The organism is Tsuneonella sp. HG222, assembly GCF_053819185.1.
In genome coordinates this window covers 600526-619022 of sequence record NZ_JBSOQZ010000002.1, presented here as the reverse complement: position 1 = coordinate 619022, position 18497 = coordinate 600526, and the positions used below count along the sequence as shown (strand labels likewise).

Here is an 18497-nt window from a genome sequence, read left to right as displayed (position 1 = left end):
GCGACACATCATGATAACCGCAGACAAGGGCCCCACGCTCCTCGGCGTCGACGTGATTACCGTCGGCTCGATCCTGGCCGGCATCGCCGCGCTGGCAGTGGTCTTCGCGATCTACACGGCGATCACCGTGCGCGACCCGATGGCCAAGCGCGTCAAGGCGCTGAACGCCCGGCGCGAGGAGATGAAGTCGGGCCTGATCACCGCAAAATCGCGCAAGCGCCAGAGCCTCGTCAAGCGGACGGAAACGACCGACAAGATGAAGGACACCCTGGAGGGAATGAAGGTCCTTCAGGAAAGCCAGATCAAGATCATCCAGCAGAAGATGGCCCAGGCCGGGTACCGCAACAAGGAATACGCGGTCGTCGTCATCTTTCTGCGCATGATCCTGCCGGTCGTGCTCGGCTTCCTCGGCGTCGTCGTGCTCTACTGGACCGACACCTTTCCCGACTGGGGGAGCATGAAGCGCTTCATGGCCTTCGCCGCGATGGTACTGGCCGGCTACAAGGGCCCGGAACTGTTCCTCAAGAACAAGGCCGGCAAGCGCACCGACCTCATCCGCAAGGGTCTGCCCGACGCGCTCGACCTGCTGGTCATCTGCGCCGAAGCCGGTCTCACGGTGGACGCCGCCTTCAACCGCGTGGCGAAGGAACTGGGTCGCGCCTATCCGGAACTGGGCGACGAGTTCGCGCTGACCGCGATCGAGCTGTCCTTCCTGACCGAGCGGCGCATGGCGTTCGAGAACCTGGCCTACCGCGTCGATCTGGACTCGGTGCGCGGCGTGGTCACAACGATGATCCAGACCGAACGCTACGGTACTCCGCTCGCCTCGGCGCTGCGCGTGCTGTCGGCCGAATTCCGCAACGAGCGCATGATGCGCGCGGAGGAAAAGGCCGCCCGCCTGCCGGCGATCATGACCGTGCCGCTGATCCTGTTCATCCTGCCGGTGCTGTTTATCGTCATTCTCGGCCCGGCGGCCTGCTCCATCTCCGACGCCTTCTCGGGCGGCGGGCCGGGCAAGAACTAGAAGCTATCGTTTCGAACCTTCGAATTGCAAGACCCACGCCGGCTCGCACCGGCGGGGGTTTTGCTGTGGAGCGAGACCTAGTCGACGCCGAAGTTGCCGTCGTCGAAGTCCTGACCCTCGAAATCCTCGACCTCGGCGCGGACACGGCCGAGCAGCGTGCGGAAGATCTCGACCTCCTCGTCGGAGAAGCTGGCGAAGAGCCGCCGCTCCATCTCCAGCGCCAGGGGCATGATGTCGCCATGCATGGCGCGGCCCTCGGCCGTCAGTTCCAGCAGGTGCGAGCGGCCGTCGCTGGTGTTGGGCTGGCGCGCGGCCAGGCCGCGTTCCTCCAGAACCTTGCACGCGCGGTTCACCGCCACCTTGTCCATCAAGGTCATGCGCGTGAGATCGCGCTGGGTCATCGCCCCGGTATCGCCCAGCACCGCCATTACCCGCCACTCGGGAATGCTCAGCCCGAACCGCACGCGATATTCCTCGGCAATGCGGCCGCTGACCGCGTTCGAGGTGGTCGACAACCGATAGGGCAGGAAGTCCGTCAGGCGCGCAGTTTGTTTCATAGAAAACCAGTTTCTGGCGCGCCGGGCGGATTTTGCAACCTCAGTAACGCTTAACCCGGCAAAACTTGGCGCTTATTGCGCGGCCCTGCGGCGCAGGATCGCATCGAGCCGCGCAAGGGTGGGCGCGCCCCATTTGTCGCGCGGGGTGACGATCGCCTGGTCGAGCGCGGTATCGATCGCCACCGGGGCGCGATGGGCCGGCAGGGCGGCGGCCAGCGTCGCCAGAGCACGCTTGGCGAGCGCGGCGTTGGCGCGCATCACGTCCAGCACGTCCGCCACCTCGACCCCCGCCTCGGCCTCGCGCCAGGCATCGTAGTCGGTGACCATGCCGAGCAGGGCATAGGGCAGCTCGGCCTCGCGAGCGAGGCGCGCCTCTGGCATCGCGGTCATGCCGATCACGTCCCCGCCCCAGGCGCGGTACATCGCGCTTTCCGCCCGGGTGGAGAACTGCGGGCCCTCGATGGCGACATAGGCGCCGCCGCGATTAACCGTGGCGCCGGCCTGCTCCGCGGCGCTGGCGGCAAGCCCCTGCAGCCGCCGGCAGACCGGATCGGCCAGCGAGACGTGGGCGACGATGCCCTCGCCAAAGAAGCTCCGCTCGCGCCCCATCGTGCGGTCGATGAACTGGTCTGGCGCCACGAAGCTGCCCGGAGCAAGTTCCTCGCGCAGCGAGCCGATGGCGCTCAAGGCGAGCAGGTCGGTCACGCCGCAGCGCTTCAACGCATCGACGTTGGCGCGGTAGTTCACGGCCGACGGCGGGAGGCGATGCCCCTCGCCATGGCGGGCGATGAAGCTGAAGCGGACCTCGCCGATCCGGCCCATGGTGACGGGCGAACTGGGTGTGCCGAAGGCGCTGCCCACCGGAACGACCTGCATGTCCTCGAGGAGGCCGGGATCGTACAGCCCCGAGCCGCCGATGACGCCGATGTGCCAGCCGGTCATACCGATCGCACCGCTATTTCGGCGCCATGCGGATCGCGCCGTCGAGCCGCACGGACTCGCCGTTGAAATACCCGGTCTCGACCATCAGGGTGACGAGCGCGGCGAACTCCGCCGGGTCGCCCAGCCGCTTGGGAAACGGCACCGCCGCGGCGAGCGATTGCTGCGCCTTCTCGGGCAGGCCCGCGAGCAGCGGCGTGGCGAAGATGCCCGGCTGGATCGCGTTGATGCGAATGCCCTCGGACATGAAATCGCGCGCGATGGGCAGGGTCATCCCCTTCACCGCGGCCTTGCTGGCGGCATAGGCGACCTGGCCGATCTGCCCGTCGTCCGCTGCGACCGAACTGGTCACGACCATCGCCCCGCGCTCGCCGTGCTCGTCGAGCGGGTCGGCGGCCATCATCCCGGCGCCCGACTTGGCGACGCACTGGAAGGTGCCCACCAGGTTGACCATGATCGTCTTGACGAAGGTGTCCACGCCCAAGTGGCTGATCGCCCCCGTCTCGCGGTCGCGCCGGGTGGTCTTGCCGATCGTGCCGATGCCCGCGCAGCAGACCAGCACCCGTTCCTGCCCGTGCGCCGCGCGCGCCTTGGCGAAGCCGGCATCGACCGAGGCCTCGTCGGACACGTCGACCTTGCAGAACACGCCGCCCAGCTCCGCCGCGATCGCCTCCCCGCGCTCTTCGTTGAGATCGAAGATCGCCACCTTCGCCCCCTTCGCCGCCAGCGCCCGCGCGCACGCCTCGCCGAGGCCGGAAGCGCCGCCGGTAACGACGGCGGGGGTGGAGGAATCGATCTTCATCGCACTGATCTCCTGACTGTCGCAGCGCGCTTAGCCCGTCCCCGCCGCCCCGTCATCCCCGGCGCGATTTTCCGAAAGGTGACACGAAGTATACACTCAAATCGCACCCTCGTCCGCCCGGCCCCCGGCACTGACCGGGGGTGCCGGGGACGAGCAAGCAAGACACATTCGGGTAGCTGTAGGAAAGTCATTTCTTGCGAACCCAGCCGCCGACGAAGGTCTGCTGGGGCTCAAGGTTCAGGCGGCCGATGAGCGTCGCGATCTGGAGCGTTCCCCGCCTTCGCCGTCGAGACAGCGCAATGGGCGACCTACAGCGGCATCGTCATGGCCAGGAGAGGGTGTTCTGACGCGTGTCAGCTCACCGCGATGTCCAGCGCGCCGTCGCCCTCCTCGACCTTGACGGTGCTGCCGTCGGGCACCTCGCCCGCCAAGATTTTCTCGGCCAGCGGGTCCTGCACGTAGCGCTGGACCGCGCGTTTGAGCGGGCGCGCGCCGTAGACCGGGTCGTAACCCACGCGGGCGAGCCAACGGCGCGCGGCGTCGGTGAGGTCGAGCGCGATCTTGCGGTCCTTGAGCAGCTTCTGCACGCGGGACACCTGGATATCGACTATCGGCCCCATGTCGTCCGCGCTGAGGCGGTGGAACAGGATGATCTCGTCGAGCCGGTTGAGGAATTCGGGCCGGAAATGCGCGCGCACGACTTCCATCACCTGCGGCTCGACGCTTTCGACGTCCTGCCCGTCCTCGATCTGGGTGAGGTACTGGCTGCCCAAGTTGCTGGTCAGGATGATCAGCGTATTGGAGAAGTCGACCACCCGGCCCTGCCCGTCGGTTAGGCGCCCGTCGTCGAGCACCTGCAGCAGGACGTTGAAGACGTCGGGATGGGCCTTCTCGACCTCGTCGAACAGCACGACCTGATAGGGCCGTCTGCGAACCGTTTCGGTTAAAACGCCGCCTTCTTCATAACCGACGTAGCCCGGCGGCGCGCCGATCAGGCGGGCGACGGCGTGCTTTTCCATGAACTCCGACATGTCGATGCGGACCATGGCCGCGTCGTCGTCGAACAGGAATCCGGCGAGCGCCTTGGTCAATTCGGTCTTGCCCACGCCGGTGGGGCCGAGGAACAGGAAGCTGCCCAGCGGCCGGTTCGGGTCCTGCAGCCCGGCCCGCGCGCGGCGCACGGCCTTGGACACGGCGAGGACCGCTGCTTCCTGGCCGATCACCCGCTTGCCGATGATCTGCTCCATCTGCAGCAGCTTCTCGCGCTCGCCCTCCATCATCCGGTCGACCGGGATGCCGGTCCACTTGCTGACGACGCTGGCGATGTCGTCCTCGGTCACTTCCTCGCGCAGCAGGGCGTTCTCGGACGCGCCGGATGCCGCCTCGAGCTGCTTCTCCAGTTCCGGGATGCGCCCGTATTGCAGCTCGCCCGCCTTCGCGAGATCGCCCGAGCGCTGCGCCTGTTCGAGCTCGATCCGCGCGGCGTCGAGCGCTTCCTTGATCTTCGCCTCGCCGGCGATCTTGTCGCGCTCGTTCTGCCAGCGGGTGGTCAGTTCGCCCGACTGCTGCTCGAGATTGGCCAGCTCTTCGCGCAGGACGGCGAGGCGATCCTTGGACGCCTGGTCCTTCTCCTTGCCGAGCGCCTGCTCCTCGATCTTGAGCTGGATGATCCTCCGGTCGAGCGCCTCGATCTCCTCGGGCTTGCTCTCCACCTCCATGCGGATGCGGCTCGCCGCCTCGTCCATCAGGTCGATCGCCTTGTCGGGCAGGAAGCGGTCGGAGATATAGCGGTTGCTGAGCGTCGCCGCCGCCACGATGGCGTTGTCCGCGATGCGCACGCCGTGGTGCAGTTCGTAGCGTTCCTTGATCCCGCGCAGGATCGAGATCGTGTCTTCCACGCTCGGCTCGTTGACGAAGACCGGCTGGAAGCGGCGCTGCAGCGCGGCGTCCTTCTCGACGTACTTCTGGTATTCGTCGAGCGTGGTCGCGCCGATGCAGTGCAGCTCGCCCCGCGCCAGAGCGGGCTTGAGCAGGTTGGAGGCATCCATGCTGCCTTCACTGGCGCCCGCGCCGATCAGGGTGTGCATCTCGTCGATGAACAGGATGATCTCGCCCCCGGCGCCCTTGACCTCGTCGAGGACGGACTTGAGCCGTTCTTCGAACTCGCCGCGATACTTGGCGCCGGCGATCAGGCTGCCCATGTCGAGCGCCATCAGGCGGCGGTCCTTCAGGCTGTCGGGCACGTCGCCGTTGGCAATGCGCAGTGCGAGCCCTTCGGCGATCGCGGTCTTGCCGGTGCCCGGCTCGCCAATGACGACGGGGTTGTTCTTGGTCCGCCGCGCGAGAATCTGCACGACACGGCGGATCTCCTCGTCGCGGCCGATCACCGGGTCGAGCTTGCCGTCGCGCGCGGCCTGGGTGAGATCGCGGGCGTACTTCTTCATCGCGTCGTAGGCGTTCTCTGCGCCCGAGGAATGCGCCTGGCGGCCGTTACGCAGCGCCTCGATGGCGGTGTTGAGCGCTTCAGGCGTGACGTTCGCGGCCTTGAGAGCCTGGCCCGCCGGATTGGTCTTCAGCAGCGCGAGGGCGAGCAGCAACCGCTCCACGGTGACGTAGCTGTCGCCCGCCTTGTCGGCCACCTGCTCGGCCTGGTCCAGCAGGCGCACGCTATCGTTGTCCAGCCCGGGCGTCTGCTGCGCGCCCGAGCCGGAGACGGCGGCGATCCGGGCCAGCGCCTTGTCCACCTCGTCGACCGCGATCTGGGCATTGCCGCCCGCACGCTGGATGAGGCCTGAGGCCATGCCTTCCTTGTCCTCGAGCAGGGCCTTGAGCAGGTGCTCGGGCGTGATCCGCTGGTGGTTCATGCGGATCGCCACAGTCTGCGCGGATTGCAGGAAGCCCTTGGCCCGGTCGGTGAACTTGTCGAGATTCATGGATTGCCCCTCAAAACTCTTGCCACGTCTAGATGGTGTTGCCGTTGGGCAACACAAGCCCTGCCCGCCAGCATTTGGCCAGTCGTGCGAAAGATTCCATGACGCTCATCAAACACCGATGGGAGTTTGTCGAATCTGTCCCCAAGCGCGGGCGGGCATGCTAGGCCGGGCGCCTGTCCTGCCTCTTTCCCACGGATTCCGATGCGCCGCTTCCTTGCCGCCACCTGCCTGTCTCTCGCCCTGGCTGCCTGCGCGGCCAATCCGGCGCAGGTCGCTTCCGCTCCTGCAGCGCCCGCCGCTCAGGCCGCGGTCGCCCCGCTGTCGCAGCTCGTGGCGCAGGTCGACATCCCGTACGAGACCTTCACCCTGGCCAACGGCCTGCGGGTCATCGTCCACACCGACCGCAAGGCGCCGGTCGTGGGCGTTACGACCTACTACCGGGTCGGGTCCAAGCACGAGCCGCGCGGCAAGACGGGCTTCGCGCATCTTTACGAGCATCTGTTCTTCGGCGGCAGCGAGAACCTGCCCAACTTCGACATCCCGCTCGAGGGTGCCGGGTCGACGCCGACCAACGGGTCGACCTCGTTCGACCGGACCAACTACGTCGAGACCGTGCCCACCGGCGCACTGGAGCTGGCGCTGTTCGCCGAAAGCGACCGCATGGGCCACCTGCTCGGCGCGCTGAGCCAGGACAAGCTCGACAAGCAGCGCAGCGTGGTCAAGAACGAGAAGCGCGACGGCGACAACCAGCCCTATGGCCTGGCCGAATACAAGTTCAGCGAAGCGCTTTTCCCCGTGGGCCACCCCTATCGCCACAACCCGATCGGCTCGACCGCCGACCTCGATGCCGCGACGCTGGGCAACGTGCGCGACTGGTATCGCGACAACTACGGCCCCAACAACGCCATCCTGGCGCTGACGGGCGATATCGACGTCGCCACCGCGCGCCCGCTGGTCGAGAAATGGTTCGGCCACATCGCGCGCGGGCCGCAGTTGAGCAACCGACCCGCCGGGCCGGTCGCGCTGTCCGCGCCGGTGCGCGAAGAGATGACCGACCAGGTCCCCGTGACCCGGATCTACCGCACGTGGAGCGGCCCCGGCCTCAACGACCCCGACGCCCCGGCGCTGTCGATGGGCATGTACGTGCTGGGCGGGCTCGGCAGCTCGCGGCTCGACAACGCGCTGGTGCGCGGCAACCAGAGTGCCGTCAGCGTCACTGCGTCGGCCATGACGATGGAAGACGTCGCCTGGCTGCAGGCGGTGATGGACGTGAAGCCCGGCGTCGACCTGGCGCAGGCGGAGCGCGATTTCGGCGCGGTGATCGACCGCCTGGTGACCGAAGGCCCGACCGCCGACGAGTTGCGCCGGGCGGCGACGCGGGTCGTCTCGGCCGAGATCGGCAGCCTGGAGGTCGTGGGCGACATGGGCGGCAAGGGCGCCACGCTGGCCGAGGGCCTGCTCTATTCGGGCGACGCCGGCCGGTATCGCAAGGACCTGCAGGCCTATGCCGCGCTGACCCCGGCCGACGTGCGCGCCGCGCTGCAGCGCTGGCTGACCCGGCCAGCGCATACCCTGGTGGTCAAGCCCGGCGAACGGACCGAGAGCGGCGAGGCGATGGGCGGCTGGGGCGACGAAGGTTCTGTCGCCGCGCCCCCGCCCGATCCCAAGGCGCCCGTTGCCGCGGTCGAGCAGGGGCCACGCCGGGAAGCGCCGCCGGTCGCGCCGGTCGGCGAACTGGCCTTTCCCGCCGTCGAGACGGCCACCCTGTCGAACGGCATCCCCGTGCGCCTCGCGCGGCGCAGCGCGATCCCCAAGCTCAGCCTGGCGCTCACCTTCGACGCCGGCGAGGCGGCGGACGGCGCGGCCCGCGCGGGCACGCAATCGCTGATGATGGACCTGCTCGAGGAAGGCACGACGAGCCGCGATGCCGAGGCTATCGCGATCGAGCAGGAGCGGCTCGGCGCCTCCATCGTTGCGAGCACCGGGGTGGACGAGAGCACGGTCTCGCTCACCGCGCTGACCGCCAACCTCGCCCCCTCGCTGGACCTGCTGGCGGACATGGTGCGCAACCCGGCCTTCGCGGCCGACGTCGTCGCGCGGGTCAAGGACCAGCGGCTGGCGGAGATCGCGCAGGAGCAATCGGACCCCGGGTCCATCGCGTCGCGGGCCGTGGGTCCGCTGGTGTTCGGCCCGGGCCATCCCTACGGCTCGGTCGGGAGCAGCGGCCTTGCCTCCGCGATCGAACCGCTGACGCCGGCCGATATCAGGACTGAGCATGACCGCTGGCTGCGGCCCGACAATGTGGCAATCACCGCGGTGGGCGACGTATCGCTCGCCGCGCTGCTGCCCGCTCTGGAGGCAGCGTTCGGCGACTGGCGCGCGCCCACGGCTGCCAGACCCGCCAAGAACCTTGCGGCCGCGATCCCGCCGGCCACGAACCGGCTGGTCGTGATCGACCGGCCGAACGCGCCGCAATCGGTCATCCTCATGGCCCGCGCCATGCCGCTGACCGGGCGCCAATCCGGGCTGGAAGCCCTCACCCTGGCGAACGAGGTGGCCGGCGGCGGCTTCCTCTCACGCCTGATGAGCGACCTGCGCGAGGAGAAGGGGTGGACCTATGGCCTCGCCAGCCGGATGACGGCCGACGTGGGGCCCCGCACGCTCTACGTCTACGCCCCGGTCCAGGCCGACCGCACGGCGGATTCGATCCGGGCGATCCAGGGCAACTTGCGCGATTTCTCCACCGGCGCCCGGGGCGTCGAGAGCGGCGAATTGCTGCGCGTGACCGACGGCAACGTGCGCGGCCTGCCCAACAGCTACCAGACCAACGGACAGGTGCTCGGCGCGCTGCTCGCGAACCGGAGGCTCGGCCGGGCGGACGACTACCAGCGCAGCCTGCCCGGTATCTACCGCTCGATCGATGCCGCGCAGATCGACGCCATGGCGGCGCGCTATCTCTCGCCCGCCGACATGGTCATCATCGTGGTGGGCGACCGCAAGGCGATCGAGGGGCAGCTCGCCACGCTCGGCCTGCCGGTCGAGTACCGGGCGGCCAGCGAGTTCTGACAGCCGTCTTTTCAAGCGTTTCGGGCGTTGCTATGGCACGGGCGCGGGCCGACGCGGACGCCCGCATGAGGCGCCGCCCGGCGTCCAAGCTCCGCTCCACCAGCCGCGCCCTGCGGCGAGGAGCCTTGCATGTCCGATCCCGTCGAAACCCCGCCTGACATTTCCCTGCCGGCCCTGTTCGGCAAGTTCCTGCGCTTTGGCATGCTGGCCTTCGGCGGCCCGGTCGCGCAGATCGCGATGATCCGCCAGTCGCTGGTCGACGAGGAGCGCTGGATCCCGCCGGCACGCTTCAACCGGCTGCTCGCGGTCATGCAGGTCCTGCCCGGGCCGGAAGCGCACGAACTGTGCGTCCACATGGGCATGCTCGCACGCGGCCGGATCGGCGGGCTGCTCGCCGGGCTCGGATTCATGCTGCCCGGCTTCATCCTCATGCTCGCCTGCGCTTGGGCCTATGGCGAATGGATCGCCGGACGCCCCGCGCTGGTCCCGGTCCTGCTGGGCGTGCAGGCGGCGGTCCTGGCGGTCGTCGCCCGGTCGGTGCAGAAAATCGGCAAGCATATCCTCGCCGGGCCGGTGCTCTGGGGCATCGCCGCGCTGGCGCTGGGCGCGACGCTGCTGGGCGTGCCGTTCTGGGTGCCGCTGGTGGCCGGCGGATATGCCGCGACGCAGGCGCACAAGCCGGCGGCTGCGCTTGCCCTGGCGGGGGTGATCGTGCTGGCGGGCGCGCTGTTGCTGCCGGCGACCGGGGCGGTGGGGCTGGCGCCCGCCAGCGCCGCCGTGGCGACGATCGGCGCGCTGTTCGTCGCCGGGTTGAAGGGCGGCCTGCTGACGTTCGGCGGCGCCTATACCGCCATCCCCTACGTGCGTGCCGACACGGTCGGGCGCGGCTGGCTGGGCGACGGTGCCTTCCTCGACGGCGTGGCCCTGGCCAACGTCATGCCCGCGCCGCTGGTCATCTTCGCGACCTTTGCCGGATACCAGGCGGGTGGCTTTGCCGGCGCGCTGGCGATCACCGCCGGGATGTTCCTGCCCGCGTTCGCCTTTTCGCTCATACTGTTCGAACGGATGGAGAGCCTGCTCGACCATGCCGGCCTGCACCGCACGCTCGACGGCATAGCCGCGGCGGCCGTGGGCATCATCGGCGCGACGCTGGTGCAACTGGCGGTCTCGGCGTGGAACCGGGCGCCCCAACCGCTGATGATGCTGCCGATCCTCGCCCTGGCGGCGCTGGCCGCCTGGCGGCTGCAGGGCAAGTGGGTAACCCCGGCGATCGTCGCGGCGGGGGCTCTGGCGGGCGCAGTGCTGCTCGGCTGAGCCGGCCTCCGCTTCAGCCCAGCTTCCCGCGCATGGCCTGATAGGCGGCTGCGGCCACGGTGTTGGCCAGGTTGAGCGAGCGGATCACGTCGCTGCGCATCGGCAGGCGGAACTGCCGCCCCGGATAGCGCCGCCAGATCGCTTCGGGGATCCCGCTCGTCTCCCGGCCGAACACCAGAATGGCGTCGTCGGGATAGTCCGGATCGTAGAACGAGGCGCTGCCGTGCTCCTCGAACAGGAACAGCTGTTCGGCCCGCGGCGAACGCGCGTCCACGAAAGCGTCCCAGCTGGCGAATTCGGCCAGCCTGACGTGCGGCCAGTAGTCGAGGCCCGAACGCTTGACCCGCGCATCGGTGATGCGGAAGCCCAGCGGGTGGATCAGCACCAGCTCGGCGCCCAGCGCCACGCAGGTCCGCCCCACCGCGCCGGTGTTGCCGGGTATCTCGGGCTCGACGAGGACGATGGTGAGCGGCATCGCGGTCCCCCGGGGGCCGCTCAGCCGAGCTTTTTCTTCAGCAGCTCGTTCACCACGCCGGGGTTGGCCTTGCCCTGCATCGCCTTCATCGTCTGACCCACGAAGAAGCCAAACAGCGCGACCTTGCCGCCCTGGTATTCGGCGACCTTGTCGGCGTTGTCGGCCAGCACCTTGTCGACCGCCGCCTCGATAGCGCCGCTGTCGGACTGCTGCTTGAGGCCTTCGGTCTCGGCGATCTCGGCCGGATCGCGGCCGGACTTGAGGACGATTTCGAAGATTTCCTTCGCCTGCCCGCCCGAAATCTCGCCTGCGCTCTGCATCGCCAGGATCGCCGCCTGCGCCGCTGCCGTGGCATGTGCCGGATCGGCCTCGCCGCCGAGCGTGTTCATCACGCCGGGCGCGACCGATAGCGACCAGTTGGCTACCTGGGTGGCAACGTCCCTTTCGCCTTTCCCGAGCTTGCCCGCGGTCTCGCCGAGGAGCTGTTCGAACCGGGCGTACGTCTCGACCTCGGCGGTCAGTTCGCGCGCGTTGTATTCCGACAGGCCCAGCACGTCGACGTAACGCATGCGCTTGGCATCGGGCAGTTCGGGCAGGCTGGCGCGGCAGTCCGCGAGAAATTCGTCGTCCAGTTCCAGCGGCAGCAGGTCCGGATCGGGGAAGTAGCGATAGTCGTGCGCGTCTTCCTTGCTGCGCATCGAGCGCGTCGTGTTACGGTCGGGATCGTAGAGCCGGGTCTCCTGCACCACGACGCCGCCATCCTCGATCAACTCGACCTGGCGGCGGGCCTCGCTCTCCACCACGGCCATGACGAACCGCACCGAGTTGACGTTTTTCGTCTCCGTTCGGGTGCCGAATTCATCGCCGGGACGGCGCACACTGACATTTACGTCGGCCCGCATCGATCCCTGGTCCATGTTGCCGTCGCAGCTGCCGACGTAGCGGACGATCTGGCGCAGCTTGGCGAGATAGGCCCCGGCTTCGGCCGGGCTGCGCATGTCGGGGCGGCTGACGATCTCCATCAGCGCCACGCCGCTGCGGTTGAGGTCGACATAGCTCATCGTCGGATGCTGGTCGTGCATCAGCTTGCCCGCGTCCTGCTCGACGTGGATGCGTTCGATCCCGATCACCTTGTCTTCGGGGATCCCGGCCTTCTCGTCCGCCTCGATGACCAGCTCCCCCTCGCCCACCAGCGGGTGATAGAGCTGGCTGATCTGGTAGCCCTGCGGCAGGTCGGCGTAGAAGTAGTTCTTGCGGTCGAAGCGCGACCACTTGTTGATCTGCGCCTCGATCGCCATCCCGGTGCGCACCGCCTGGCGGATGCACTCGCGGTTCGGCACCGGCAGCATGCCCGGCATGGCCGCATCGACCAGGCTGACCTGCGCGTTGGGCTCCGCCCCGAAGGCGGTGGCCGCGCCGGAGAATAGCTTGGCGTTCGAAGTGACCTGCGCGTGAACTTCGAGGCCGATCACGACCTCCCATTCACCCGTGGCGCCCTGGATGCGATAAGTGCTGCTCATGCCAAGGCCCCTAATGGCATTTGGCGGGCGAGAAAAGCGTCCGGAACACGGGCGCGCGCCGACGGGTTAGAATGTCGGCGCCCGGCTCTCGGGGCCGGAGCTGCCGAACCTCTCGGCCTGGGTCCTGGCCCATTGGCGCGCAGGCATCTCCACCACGCGCCAGGCGATCTGCGACACGATCCCGAAGAGCAGGAAGTTCAACGCGCAAAAGCCGGTCACGAACAGCACGGAGGGATTGGGGATGGTGTCGAAGCCGCCCGCCGAAACCGTCGTGATATAGAGCAGGTTGGTCGCCAGCGTGAAGGTGCTGGCGATGACGAGGCTGTGCACCATGTACAGCGAGAACGAGACCGTCCCCAGCCAGACGAACCAGCCGCGCCGCAACTGGGCCGAGACCCAGCCCCTTTCCGCGGCAAACACCAGGACGGCGAGCGCGAAGGCGAAATCGACCAGCAGGAAGTTGGGGCCCGCCTGCTGAACGATCGGCAATCCGATCGCGATGCAGCACAGCAATACCTCGAGCACCGTGGCCACAGGGCGGCACATTCGCCTCACGCGGTCCCTGAGACCACGCGACCAGATACACCAGACGGTGCAACCCAGGCCGAAGCCGGCCAGGCCCCGCAGGAGGTCGGGGTTCACCACTGCCCAGTAACCGGATAGCCCGGCATGCAGGCCCCAGAATGAGACCGCTGCCAGCAGCGCCAGCAGCAAGGCGGCCAGGCGCCGGGTGACGAACCAGGAAAAGCCGAAGATCGTGTAGGCGATCAGTTCCGCCGAGATGCTCCAGCTCTGCACGCTCCAGCCCTGCGGGGTCTGTGCCTGGAAGACCTGCAGCAGCATTGCCACGGGCAGGATGTCCTCGGGCGTGCGGGGCGCGAGGAACCCGGTGTGGTTGACCAGGCCTCGCGCGTGGAGCGCCACTTGCAGCGCCTCGCGCAGCACCTCGAGCGCCAGCACGGCAAGATGCAGGGGATAGACCCGCCCGATCCGCAGGATCACGAAGCGGATGTTGGAGAACCCCTGTCCGAGCCTGTCGGCATAGGCGGCCGAGATCACGAACCCCGAGAGGACGAAGAAGAAATCGACGTAGAGGTATCCGCCCGCCAGGTACGGGGAGAGCGGGACGACGAGGTTGAAGTGGTACAGCGCGACCCCTAGCGCGGCCAGCCCGCGCAGGGCATCGAGCGCGGCGTAATATCCCCCGTCCGGCGCGCTCGACAGGTCTGTCGCTCTCGCGCGCTCCACTGCAAACGTGCGTCAGCCGGCCTAGCGAGCCGGCGACACGACCCAGCGGGCTGGCGGCCCGATTGTCATCTGCCGGCGTCCCAGGCCGCGATCTGCGCCGCGAAGTCCTGCGCCACTGCGGCGACGTCCGCGTCGTCGTAGTCGTCCGCGCCATAGGCGAAGAACGGTTCGTGCCACGCGAAGCCCATCTGCTTGGCGGTGACCTCCCACGGGCGCATCAGTTCGTGCAGGGTGTAGAGGTTGGCATGGCCCCGGCCATAGCTCTCCTCGCTCTGGCCGGCGGTGGCCGCGATCATGAAGGGCAGGCCCTTGACGATCTCGCCCTCCTCGGGATGCGTGAAGCACAGGCGGTTGAGCACCAGGTCCTGCCAGCCCATCGCCCGCGGCGTGGTGGCGAACCAGTGGACCGGGAACTGCACGCAGAGCCGGTCGGCCTTGAACAGCCGCTCGACCTCGAAATCCTCCGCCGCCTTGAGGCCGTCCTCGTGCGGATAGAGCGCATACATGTCGATCGCCTCGACCCCGTCGAGCTCCTCGACCGCCCGGGTCATCGCGGCATTGACGCGCGAAGGCTGGTATCCGGGATGGAACTTGAGGATTACCGTGCCGGGCATTTCAGCTTCCAAGTATGCGAGGTATGCCCGGCGCGCGGTCATGCATGGTTGAGACTCAGAAGTCGGCTTTCGGTTTCCTTCAGAGCGTTGCCGGTGATCCGGTCGAACTTGCCTTCGCCGGTGACGCTGATCTCTTCCAGAAAGAGCACGGACAGATCGGCGTACTCCGGATACTCGGTCAGCTCGCGCACGGCGGCGATCCACACGGGTCCGCAATCGACCTTGCCGCTCTTCATCTCGTTGTGGAGATACCCCAGCAGCCGCGCGTAGGCGAAGAAGCGGTTGGATTCGACCGCGCGGCCCGACTTGTTCATCGCCTCGCGCATTCCGAGGGCATAGATCCACGCCGGGACGCCGACACCGAGTGCGGCGATCAGCAGCGCGAGACCCTCGAACAGTGTCACCACCAGCGCTCGGGCTGCGCGGTGAAGCCGGCGCGCTGTTCGATTGCGAGCCCTGCGTCGAGCACGCCCTGTTCGTCGAAGGTGCGGCCGATGATCTGCAGGCCGAGCGGCAGTCCGTCCTTGTTGAGCCCGGCGGGCACGCTCATCGCCGGCAGGCCGGCCATGCTGGCGGGGACCGAGAACACGTCGTTCAGGTACATCGCCAGCGGATCGTCGACCTTGTCGCCCAGCGCGAAGCTGGCAGTCGGCGTCGTCGGCGCGAGGAGCACGTCGCACTGCGCGAAGGCCTGGTCGAAGTCGCGGCGGATCAGCGTGCGCACCTTCATCGCCTGGGTGTAATAGGCGTCGTAGAACCCGGCGCTGAGCACGTAGGTCCCGATCAGGATGCGGCGCTTGACCTCGTCGCCGAAACCGTCGGCGCGGGTTGCGGCATACATCTCCTGCAGGTTCGCGCCGTCGGGCAGGTCGCGCAGGCCGTAACGCACGCCGTCATAGCGGGCGAGGTTGCTCGAGGCTTCGGCCGGGGCAACGATGTAGTAGGCGGGCAGCGCGTATTTGGTGTGCGGGAGGCTGACGTCGACGACCTCGGCCCCCGCGTCCTTCAACCAGGCGATCCCGTCGTCCCAGCTCTTGAGGATCTCGGCGTCGGTCCCGTCCATCCGGTATTCGCGCGGGATGCCCACCTTCTTGCCGCGCAGGTCGGCGTTGAGCGATCCGGCCCAGTCGGGCACCGGCATGTCGAGGCTGGTCGAATCCTTGGGATCGAACCCGGCCATCGCGCCCAGCATGATCGCGCAATCGGTCACGTCGCGCGCCATCGGCCCGGCCTGGTCGAGCGAGCTGGCGAAGGCGACGATGCCCCAGCGCGAGCAGCGCCCGTAGGTCGGTTTGATGCCCGAGATGCCGGTGAACGCGGCGGGCTGGCGGATCGAGCCGCCGGTGTCGGTGCCGGTCGCCGCCGGGCACAGCCGCGCGGCCACCGCCGAAGAGCTGCCGCCCGAGGAGCCGCCGGGCGCGAGCGAGGCGTTCGAGCCCTGCTTGCGCCAGGGCGAGACGACGTTGCCGAAATAGCTCGTCTCGTTCGACGAGCCCATCGCGAACTGGTCCATGTTGAGCTTGCCGAGCATCCCGGCGCCCGCGTCCCACAGCTTCTGGCTGACGGTGCTTTCGTACTCAGGCACGAAGCCTTCGAGGATGTGGCTCGCCGCGGTGGTCTGCACGCCGCGCGTGGCGAACAGGTCCTTCATGCCGATCGGCACGCCCGCCATCGCGCCCAGCGGCTTGCCCGCGGCGCGGTCCGCATCGACCCGCTCGGCCGCCTCCAGCGCCTTTTCGGGCGTGGCAACGATGAAGGCGTTGAGCGCCTGCTGCGCCGCCGCGACGTTGGCGTTGAACGCCTCGGCCGCTTCGCGCGCGGTGAATTCGCCGCCGGCAACGCCGTCGCGGATGGCCCTGACGCCAAGCTGGGTAAGGTCGCTCATCTACTCGATCACCTTCGGCACGCCGAAAAAGCCGTGCTCGGCCGCGGGCGCATTGGCCAGGACCTTGTCGCGGATGCCGCCGCCGGTCAGCGGATCGGCGTCGACCACATCGTCGCGCAGGCGCAGCTTCTGGTCGACGACGGCGGTCATCGGCTCGACGCCGGCGGTATCGACCTCGCCGAGCTGTTCCACCCAGGCGAGGATGCCGTTGAATTCGGGCACCATCCGGTCGAGCTCTTCCTCGCCCATCCGGATGCGCGCCAGGCTGGCGATCTTCGCCACGGTTGCACGGTCGACTGACATGCGGGCGCCCTAGCCGGGGGCGGGGCGCGCTTCAAGCTAGTCGGCGGTTACCGGTCCGTTTCGGCCCCCACGGCATCGATCGCCTCGGGACCGTCGAGCGTTTCCCCGACCGGGCGCCCGTCGACGACGATGTAGCGCCGGGGCAGCGTGCGCACCTCGACCGTGGAATCCCTGCCGAACGTGGCCGAGGCGGCGGGCGCCACTTCGGTCCGCGGTTCCAGCACCCCCGAAGGCAGGCTGACCCGCTGGTAGCGCCCGTTCTGGACGAAGGCGACCTCGCGCTGCCCGGCGTCCTTGCCCGGCCCCAGGTCGAGCGCGATGCAGAACTCGTCGCACAGATAGGAATTGCCCCGCAGATGGTCGATCACCAGCTTGCGCAGGGCCGGTTCGTCGGGCTGGACGCGGACGTCGATCTCGGATTCGGTGCGGAAGGTCCGCTCGCCCTGGTAGCCGTACTGGCGGGCGGTCTGCTTGCGGGCGAGCGCCGCCAGTTCGGCGACCTTGGCGTTGCCGCTCCGCTCCAGCCGGGCCAGCGCCCGGCGGCCGGCATCGCCGAAATCCCAGCGCAGGGCGGCGTAGTCGAAATCCTCGGCAGAGACCGAGCCGCTCTGCAGCCGGGCGACCTGGTTGCGCGCGCTGATCGCGCCGAAGTCGAAGATCGGCAGCGCCAACACGAAGGCGACCACGCAGATCGCCGCCGCCAGGTGGAGGTTCGCCCGCCGCAGCCGCTCGCGCCAGGCACCGCCCTTCCACCCGCGCACCAGCGCGACCAGCCAGGCGAGGCCATAGGCACAGGCGACCGCGATCGCGATAAGGCCCCACAGGCGTTCGGGGCTGAGCCCGTGCTGCGCCACCCGCGTGCCGAGCGAGACGGCGGCGAACACCGTCAGCGGCAGGATCGCCAGGACCAGCGCGCAGGCCGCCCAGCGCAGCACGCGGTTGCCGGTCATCTCGTGGTCGGAATCGCGCAGGATGGCATTGGCCAGGACCCACGAGCCCGCGGCGCAGGCCAGCAGGATGGGCGTGGCGTTGCGGGTCGCCTGCCACAGCATGTCGGGGCCGGAGACCACCATCGCGCCCAGGAACACCGCCAGCCCGAGCGCCAGCGGCACCGCCAGCACCGACAGGATCGTCGTCACCAGACCGCGCAGGCTCGCCAGGATGCGCTCCTGCTCGCGGATCATGCCGAGGGCGGCTCCGAAGGCGGTGGCCGACCAGGTCCAGCCGAACCAGCCTTGTTCCATCAGTTCGTAGAGGAAGCGCATCTTCAGCAGGTTGAACAGCGCGCCCAGCACGATGAGCACGAGCCACGATGCACCGACAAAGGCCAGGCTGCCCCCCGCACCGATGGCGTCGTTCCACACGTGGCGGTGCACCCGTTCGTAAGGCGTGCGGAAGCGATCGCGCAGGAAGCCCGCCTGGAACAGCGGCAGGGCCAGCGCGGTGGCGATCACCCCGGCGGCAAACCCGTATTGCGGATCGGCGTAGCGTTCGCCCGCCAGCACCGCGCGCCAGGCCAGCCCGGCCATGACGAGGCCGGCCACCAGCGCGAAGGCGAGCGGCTGCTTCCAGCGATCGCGTTCGATCGTGAAGGCGGCCGCGATGGAGCCGAAGAAGAAGAAGGCGGTGGCGGCCATGCGCCAGCCGCTGGTGTCGCCACCCTCGCCGAAAGCCCAGACCAGGAAGCCGGCCGCGCCCATGCCGGCCGCCAGGAACCACGGCCGCAGGGGCCATTCGGGTCGTTCCGCGTCGCCGTCCATGCTCATCCTTCCGTTTGCAACGGACCCCTCATGCCGCGAATCGCGGCGCGAGGCATG

General features: G+C 68.6%; 15 protein-coding genes. 3 read left to right on the top strand and 12 right to left on the bottom strand.

Annotation, left to right across the window (positions count from 1 at the left end; all coding sequences use genetic code 11):
• Positions 1-10: 10 nt before the first annotated feature.
• Positions 11-1024 carry a type II secretion system F family protein gene (locus ACWPMZ_RS14600; protein WP_455704788.1) on the top strand — a complete coding sequence of 338 codons (1014 nt, stop codon included), beginning with the start codon at positions 11-13 and terminating at the stop codon, positions 1022-1024.
• 77 nt (positions 1025-1101) lie between these two features.
• Here ACWPMZ_RS14600 and ACWPMZ_RS14595 read toward each other — a convergent pair whose 3' ends face one another.
• The 4 genes from ACWPMZ_RS14595 to clpB all read right to left on the bottom strand — a co-directional run bounded on the left by ACWPMZ_RS14595 (position 1102) and on the right by clpB (position 6255).
• Entirely contained in the window at positions 1102-1581 is a 480-nt protein-coding gene (locus ACWPMZ_RS14595) for a MarR family winged helix-turn-helix transcriptional regulator (protein WP_455704787.1), read from the bottom strand.
• A 72-nt stretch (positions 1582-1653) separates the two neighbouring features.
• Positions 1654-2523 carry an S-methyl-5'-thioadenosine phosphorylase gene (mtnP, locus tag ACWPMZ_RS14590; protein WP_455704786.1) on the bottom strand — a complete coding sequence of 290 codons (870 nt, stop codon included), beginning with the start codon at positions 2521-2523 and terminating at the stop codon, positions 1654-1656.
• A 13-nt stretch (positions 2524-2536) separates the two neighbouring features.
• Positions 2537-3322 carry an SDR family NAD(P)-dependent oxidoreductase gene (locus ACWPMZ_RS14585; RefSeq protein ID WP_455704785.1) on the bottom strand — a complete coding sequence of 262 codons (786 nt, stop codon included), beginning with the start codon at positions 3320-3322 and terminating at the stop codon, positions 2537-2539.
• A gap of 353 nt (positions 3323-3675) precedes the next feature.
• Positions 3676-6255 (bottom strand): ATP-dependent chaperone ClpB, encoded by a 2580-nt coding sequence (gene clpB, locus ACWPMZ_RS14580; RefSeq protein WP_455704784.1) that lies wholly within the window; start codon positions 6253-6255, stop codon positions 3676-3678.
• Between the two features lie 201 nt (positions 6256-6456).
• Here clpB and ACWPMZ_RS14575 point away from each other — a divergent pair, with 201 nt between their 5' ends.
• Positions 6457-9321, top strand: coding sequence for a M16 family metallopeptidase (locus ACWPMZ_RS14575; RefSeq protein ID WP_455704783.1), 2865 nt, complete (start codon positions 6457-6459; stop codon positions 9319-9321).
• A 129-nt stretch (positions 9322-9450) separates the two neighbouring features.
• A complete protein-coding gene (gene chrA / locus ACWPMZ_RS14570) occupies positions 9451-10635 on the top strand; it encodes a chromate efflux transporter (RefSeq protein ID WP_455704782.1) in 1185 nt (394 codons plus the stop codon).
• Between the two features lie 13 nt (positions 10636-10648).
• Here the strand turns inward: chrA and ACWPMZ_RS14565 are convergent, their stop codons facing one another.
• The 8 genes from ACWPMZ_RS14565 to ACWPMZ_RS14530 all read right to left on the bottom strand — a co-directional run bounded on the left by ACWPMZ_RS14565 (position 10649) and on the right by ACWPMZ_RS14530 (position 18440).
• Complete coding sequence (locus ACWPMZ_RS14565) at positions 10649-11110, bottom strand: tRNA (cytidine(34)-2'-O)-methyltransferase (protein ID WP_455704781.1); 462 nt, start codon at positions 11108-11110, stop codon at positions 10649-10651.
• Between the two features lie 20 nt (positions 11111-11130).
• Positions 11131-12630, bottom strand: a complete 1500-nt coding sequence (gene gatB, locus ACWPMZ_RS14560) for an Asp-tRNA(Asn)/Glu-tRNA(Gln) amidotransferase subunit GatB (RefSeq protein WP_455704780.1) — start codon at positions 12628-12630, stop codon at positions 11131-11133.
• Between the two features lie 66 nt (positions 12631-12696).
• Positions 12697-13878, bottom strand: a complete 1182-nt coding sequence (locus ACWPMZ_RS14555) for an acyltransferase family protein (RefSeq protein WP_455704779.1) — start codon at positions 13876-13878, stop codon at positions 12697-12699.
• 65 nt (positions 13879-13943) lie between these two features.
• Positions 13944-14492: an NAD(P)H-dependent oxidoreductase gene (locus ACWPMZ_RS14550; protein WP_455704778.1), complete on the bottom strand. Its 549-nt coding sequence runs from the start codon at positions 14490-14492 to the stop codon at positions 13944-13946.
• Positions 14493-14530: 38 nt separating this feature from the next.
• Positions 14531-14896 carry a hypothetical protein gene (locus ACWPMZ_RS14545; protein WP_455704777.1) on the bottom strand — a complete coding sequence of 122 codons (366 nt, stop codon included), beginning with the start codon at positions 14894-14896 and terminating at the stop codon, positions 14531-14533.
• On the bottom strand, positions 14893-16377 hold the full coding sequence (gene gatA, locus ACWPMZ_RS14540) for an Asp-tRNA(Asn)/Glu-tRNA(Gln) amidotransferase subunit GatA (protein ID WP_455704776.1): 1485 nt from the start codon (positions 16375-16377) through the stop codon (positions 14893-14895). Before gatA ends, ACWPMZ_RS14545 begins: the two co-directional genes overlap by 4 nt.
• Complete coding sequence (gene gatC / locus ACWPMZ_RS14535; RefSeq protein ID WP_455704775.1) at positions 16378-16680, bottom strand: Asp-tRNA(Asn)/Glu-tRNA(Gln) amidotransferase subunit GatC; 303 nt, start codon at positions 16678-16680, stop codon at positions 16378-16380.
• 47 nt (positions 16681-16727) lie between these two features.
• Positions 16728-18440: a DUF4153 domain-containing protein gene (locus ACWPMZ_RS14530; protein WP_455704774.1), complete on the bottom strand. Its 1713-nt coding sequence runs from the start codon at positions 18438-18440 to the stop codon at positions 16728-16730.
• Positions 18441-18497: the final 57 nt, after the last annotated feature.

What these genes read in the sequence shown, in the direction of transcription:
- gatC (WP_455704775.1), bottom strand. Translation starts at nt 16,680, where the DNA reads ATGTCAGTCGACCGTGCAACCGTGGCGAAGATCGCCAGCCTGGCGCGC.
- ACWPMZ_RS14595 (WP_455704787.1), bottom strand. Translation starts at nt 1,581, where the DNA reads ATGAAACAAACTGCGCGCCTGACGGACTTCCTGCCCTATCGGTTGTCG.
- ACWPMZ_RS14600 (WP_455704788.1), top strand. Translation starts at nt 11, where the DNA reads ATGATAACCGCAGACAAGGGCCCCACGCTCCTCGGCGTCGACGTGATT.
- gatB (WP_455704780.1), bottom strand. Translation starts at nt 12,630, where the DNA reads ATGAGCAGCACTTATCGCATCCAGGGCGCCACGGGTGAATGGGAGGTC.
- clpB (WP_455704784.1), bottom strand. Translation starts at nt 6,255, where the DNA reads ATGAATCTCGACAAGTTCACCGACCGGGCCAAGGGCTTCCTGCAATCC.
- mtnP (WP_455704786.1), bottom strand. Translation starts at nt 2,523, where the DNA reads ATGACCGGCTGGCACATCGGCGTCATCGGCGGCTCGGGGCTGTACGAT.
- ACWPMZ_RS14585 (WP_455704785.1), bottom strand. Translation starts at nt 3,322, where the DNA reads ATGAAGATCGATTCCTCCACCCCCGCCGTCGTTACCGGCGGCGCTTCC.
- ACWPMZ_RS14565 (WP_455704781.1), bottom strand. Translation starts at nt 11,110, where the DNA reads ATGCCGCTCACCATCGTCCTCGTCGAGCCCGAGATACCCGGCAACACC.
- ACWPMZ_RS14530 (WP_455704774.1), bottom strand. Translation starts at nt 18,440, where the DNA reads ATGGACGGCGACGCGGAACGACCCGAATGGCCCCTGCGGCCGTGGTTC.
- gatA (WP_455704776.1), bottom strand. Translation starts at nt 16,377, where the DNA reads ATGAGCGACCTTACCCAGCTTGGCGTCAGGGCCATCCGCGACGGCGTT.
- ACWPMZ_RS14575 (WP_455704783.1), top strand. Translation starts at nt 6,457, where the DNA reads ATGCGCCGCTTCCTTGCCGCCACCTGCCTGTCTCTCGCCCTGGCTGCC.
- ACWPMZ_RS14550 (WP_455704778.1), bottom strand. Translation starts at nt 14,492, where the DNA reads ATGCCCGGCACGGTAATCCTCAAGTTCCATCCCGGATACCAGCCTTCG.
- chrA (WP_455704782.1), top strand. Translation starts at nt 9,451, where the DNA reads ATGTCCGATCCCGTCGAAACCCCGCCTGACATTTCCCTGCCGGCCCTG.